The sequence below is a fragment of the Streptomyces laculatispora genome, assembly GCF_017353455.1.
Classification (GTDB): Bacteria; Actinomycetota; Actinomycetes; order Streptomycetales; family Streptomycetaceae; genus Streptomyces; species Streptomyces laculatispora.
On the sequence record NZ_JAFMPZ010000013.1, the window covers coordinates 1 to 4,071 of the forward strand.

The 4,071-nt window shown below is 68.6% G+C and carries 4 protein-coding genes and 1 pseudogene; 2 read left to right on the top strand and 3 right to left on the bottom strand.

Annotated elements, in window-relative coordinates; translation table 11 throughout:
- The 3 genes from J1C73_RS00640 to J1C73_RS00650 all read right to left on the bottom strand — a co-directional run.
- On the bottom strand, positions 1 to 964 hold a 964-nt coding region (locus J1C73_RS00640; RefSeq protein WP_207314570.1), incomplete at its 3' end, for an MAB_1171c family putative transporter.
- Positions 961 to 1,473 (bottom strand): hypothetical protein, encoded by a 513-nt coding sequence (locus tag J1C73_RS34330; protein ID WP_242643519.1) that lies wholly within the window; start codon positions 1,471 to 1,473, stop codon positions 961 to 963. The genes J1C73_RS00640 and J1C73_RS34330, both read right to left, overlap by 4 nt.
- A gap of 36 nt (positions 1,474 to 1,509) precedes the next feature.
- Positions 1,510 to 1,980: an XRE family transcriptional regulator gene (locus tag J1C73_RS00650; protein ID WP_307797570.1), complete on the bottom strand. Its 471-nt coding sequence runs from the start codon at positions 1,978 to 1,980 to the stop codon at positions 1,510 to 1,512.
- 850 nt (positions 1,981 to 2,830) lie between these two features.
- Between J1C73_RS00650 and J1C73_RS00655 the strand changes: the two genes are divergently transcribed.
- On the top strand, positions 2,831 to 3,721 hold the full coding sequence (locus J1C73_RS00655) for a helix-turn-helix domain-containing protein (protein ID WP_207314571.1): 891 nt from the start codon (positions 2,831 to 2,833) through the stop codon (positions 3,719 to 3,721).
- A gap of 2 nt (positions 3,722 to 3,723) precedes the next feature.
- A pseudogene (locus J1C73_RS00660) lies at positions 3,724 to 4,071 on the top strand (zinc finger domain-containing protein); the annotation flags it as partial.

Here is a 4,071-nt window from a genome sequence, read left to right on the forward strand (position 1 = left end):
GGGCTTCGCTGGCCTCGCGGACGGAGGCGTCGAGGTACCGGCGGATCACGAAGCGGCCGTCCCGGATCTCGACGGCTCGGCGGTAGAGCCGGATCGAGATGCGCCGGAAGCGGCGTCTCTGGGCCGGGTCGACCCTGTCGATCGGCAGCTCGATCTCCGGGGCCTCGCTGTAGAAGGCCAGCCACAGGGGGCGCAGGCCGTAGTAGCTGCGGTACTGCTTGATCCGGTACCGGACGCTCTGGGCCTGGTCGCTGATCGTGGGCACAAGCCAGCCGATCAGCGTGAGCATGGCGCCGACATCGCCGCAGGTCCAGGCGAAGCCCTCCCATTCCGCGAGGGAGGTATCGAAGGCACCGGCGATCACGTTGCCGATGCGGACGGCGCTGTATCCGAGGGTGACGGTCGCGCCGAGGGCGACGATGCGCAGGCCGACGCGGACGGACCAGCGAGTGCTGCGGCGGGCCAGGCGCCAGCAGGCGCGGGCGAGGAAGACTTCGCCGATGGTGTAGGCCGTGACGTACAGGGTGAGGTACGCGGCGTACCAGTCGTCGTGCGCGTAGTAGAGCGTGAAGTCGATCGGGTGCGGCGCGCTGGGCGTCAGCAGGGCGAACAGCACCAGTAGCCCGGCGATCACCGCGAAGCCTGCCCAGAGCCAGCGGCGACTGCGCCGGCGGGCTGCCTCAGGCGGGGATCCCCAGTAGGTGAGGACCACCTGCTGGCAGGCCAGGAGCGCGACCACGCAGCCCTGCGCGAGGGGCACGGAGATGTTGACGGTGCCGAGCACACGGTCGAGGTAGTTCCACATCGGCGTGATGGAGAACAGGAACGAGAGCCCTGACAGCAGGAAGACGGCGGCCAGCGCGGCCGAGGCGGGGTCACGGCGCCGGGTGGGCACGTCCCGCAGGAGGCAGAGGAAGCCGAGCGTCGCGACGACGAGGCTGATCGGGTGGAGCAGGTCCTTCACGGCCGGGCCTCCCGTCGGCGCAGCAGCGTGTGCGTGACCCGGTCCTGCACTTCGTCCCCGGAGGACTCGTCGCTGCGCAGCCACCGGTCGATGATCTGGCGCTGAAGCAGCGAGGCGAGCTGTTCGGTGTCCCGCTCCTCGTCTTCGTCGTACTTGGTGCGGCCCAGCATCATCTGCACGGTGGCTGAGCCGACGCTGGTGAAGACCGTTGAGGAGAGCGCGGACGCCGGGCGGGTCTCGTGGTGGCCGAGCAGCAGGTGGCTGAACTCGTGGGCGATGATGTGGTCTTGGTGCAGGACGCTGGTTTGTGGGTCGTAGAACACGTGGACGGCACTCTCCGTGACGGCGCACGCCCCGCACACCGAGGGCGCCTGCTCCCGGGGCACTAGGACCACCGTTCTTCCCGTGCGGCGAGAGACCTCGTCGCTGAGATCGCGGATATTGGTGACGTGCGGGAGCTGCAGCTCGGCCAAGAGGTCAGGCCGGCGCAGCCTACGTGCGGACCACATTGATTTTCCTTGATCACTTACTGAACTAAGGTCGTTCTACGCGCCAGTTGAGGGTGGCAACCCCTCGGATTTTCGTACGCTCTCGACGATTCCCAGGACGGCATCCTTTCCATCCGCCGAGACATCGGATAGGCGAAGAAGAACGTTCTTGATCTTTGCGTCGCGAAGCAGTGCGAGCAACTCAAGTTCCTGCACTGTCTTTTCGGCGACGGCCTCATCGAACCAATAGGCGGGATCCACACCGAAAAACCCTGCGAGCGCTTCGAGATGACGCTTCGTCGGGTTATCGCGCTGCCCGGTCCGCAAGAGCCACAGGTACTGCGCCGACAGCTTGCCCAGCCCGCGCTTCTCCATGAGTTCGGCCACTTCAGCGTTGCTGAAGGGGCCGCGGTCGGGCGGGTGCACCGTGTCGAACAGGCGGTTAAGGCGGTCCATGAGCCCCTTGGGGTTCACCTGGCCTTCGGTCGACTCTTTCATGATCCTTTCCTGGGTGGACTTCGTCGTCACTTCAACCACCCTACCTCGCCATAAACATGAGTTGACGGCGTGATCCCGCGTATGGAAAGTTCTTCCCCACCAGCACGTTTCCGTGTGGCGCGTACCGCCCGTTTCAGGTCGACCTGTCCGTTTCTACCGACAGGAGTGCGCCGGGTGACGTGGCGCAAGCCACATTCGTCCAGCGACATACGTCACGTCTGGCAGGCCGTATTTGATCTTCGATCGGAAAACGCGGAGGCGACCGTGGAAACACCTCACCCGCATCGCATTTCCGCTGCGGAGAATGCCAGACTCCCGCTCCAATTCGGACACAATGGCACGCTCTCGGCGTACGAGGCAACCGCGGCAACGGTGCGCTTCGACGCGAGGAAGCACCCCACCAGGCCCTGTGCGGACGTCTGCGGCACACGATCATTCGGTGACTCTCTGCAACCAGTACAGAGTTTAAGAACCAAGTCTGGATCTTGACACGGGTCCGTGCGTATGTTCGTCGTCCCCGGGCAGCTCGCCTGCGGCGACGGACGTGAGGAGACCGCGAGCACGGACCGGACCGCGAAGGTCCGCAAACAGCGACGGCGCCCGGGAGCGGTAACTCACGGACGCCGAACGCTAAGCGGCATAGCCGCCCCGGCAAGGGCGGAGATTGCCCACCATCACCACGCTGAGTCCTTCCGAGGGGCGCGTCAGCGTGGCAACACTGCAAAGGGGAGTATCGCATGCCTCCTGCCCTGCGCAAAAGGCCCTTCCGCCTGGCCTGCGCGGCAGCCACCTCCGTCTCGGCGCCTCAGCGCCCCGAGCCGGACCGCACCATCCTGGCCCCGGCGAGCCGCCGGACCCGCCAGCTCGTCGGGAGCGGCCGATGAGCAGCGAAGCCCGCGAGTGGGTGTGGGAGCACAGCTCCAGCCGAGGGGCCGCGCGCCTGGTCCTGTTGTCGATCGCCGACCGGGTGGCCGACGAGCAGTGCATCTCCTGGGCCTCGCTGTCCAGCCTGGCCAAGCGCACCCGCGCCTCGGTCTCCACAGTGCGCGAAGCCGTCGAGCGCCTGCTCCTGGCCGGCGAGCTGGAACAGCTCGATGACCTCGTCGGCCCGCAGCGCAGCACGGTCTACCGCATGCCACTCGCCGCCGAAGCCGTCGCCCAGACCCAGCGCGAGCAGGAGGGCAGCGACACGGCGGCGGCAGACGAGCCCGCCGGCCCCGCGAAGCTCCGGCTCTCGGCTCTGCGGCGGTACGGAATCCGCCCGCGTGAGGTGCCGGAATCCCCCGCGAGGGTCCGGAAACCGGCAGTACCGGAAACCGGCAGGCCGAGGCGGAATCCGGCACAGCGGCGTACCGGCCACCGGCACAGCGATGTACCGGCCACCGGCACACAGAACCGTAGTGAACCTGATTTGAACCGGAGGTACAGCAGTGGTGGTGCTGCCGTCCTCTCGGCTGCCGAGTGGCAGGTCGACCCCGCCACCCGCACCTGGGCCCGCCAGCAGGGGCACCTCGACCGCCTCGGCGAGCAGGGTCTGCAGGCAGCCGACGCGAAGTGGCGTGCCCACCGGGCGGGCCACACCCCGAGGCCGACGGAAGCCTGGGCTGCCGACTGGCGCTCCTGGGTCGCCCGGGAGCACGCCCCCAGCCACCCGAACCTCTACGCCGTATCCGGCAAGAACACCGCCGCACCGGGAGGCATGACGCGGACGGAGGCCCACACCGCCGCCCTCCTCGCCGCCCTCGACGAGCCGACCGGAACGGAGGGCTGACCGTGGACCGCCGCGAAATCGCCGCCCTGCTGGCCTACATCGGCCGACTCGACCCCCGCACCATCCGCACCGACCAGGGCGAGGCGCGCGACCAGCTCGCGCAGTGGCACGAGCTGCTCGGCGACGTGCCGATGGCCACCCCGCCCGGCTGGGACGTCCGCGTCGCCGCCCGCCAGCACATCCGCACCTCGCCGTACCAGATCCTGCCCGCGGACCTGGCCCGTCCCTGGGAGAGCTACCGGCGCGACCGCCTGGCCCGGCACTCCGACCCCACGCCGTCCGTCGACCCGGACGACCAGGCCGCCTGGACAGCGGAGCTGGCTGGCACCCGCCGCGCCGTCGCCGCCGGT

What these genes read in the sequence shown, in the direction of transcription:
- J1C73_RS34330 (WP_242643519.1), bottom strand. Translation starts at nt 1,473, where the DNA reads ATGTGGTCCGCACGTAGGCTGCGCCGGCCTGACCTCTTGGCCGAGCTG.
- J1C73_RS00655 (WP_207314571.1), top strand. Translation starts at nt 2,831, where the DNA reads ATGAGCAGCGAAGCCCGCGAGTGGGTGTGGGAGCACAGCTCCAGCCGA.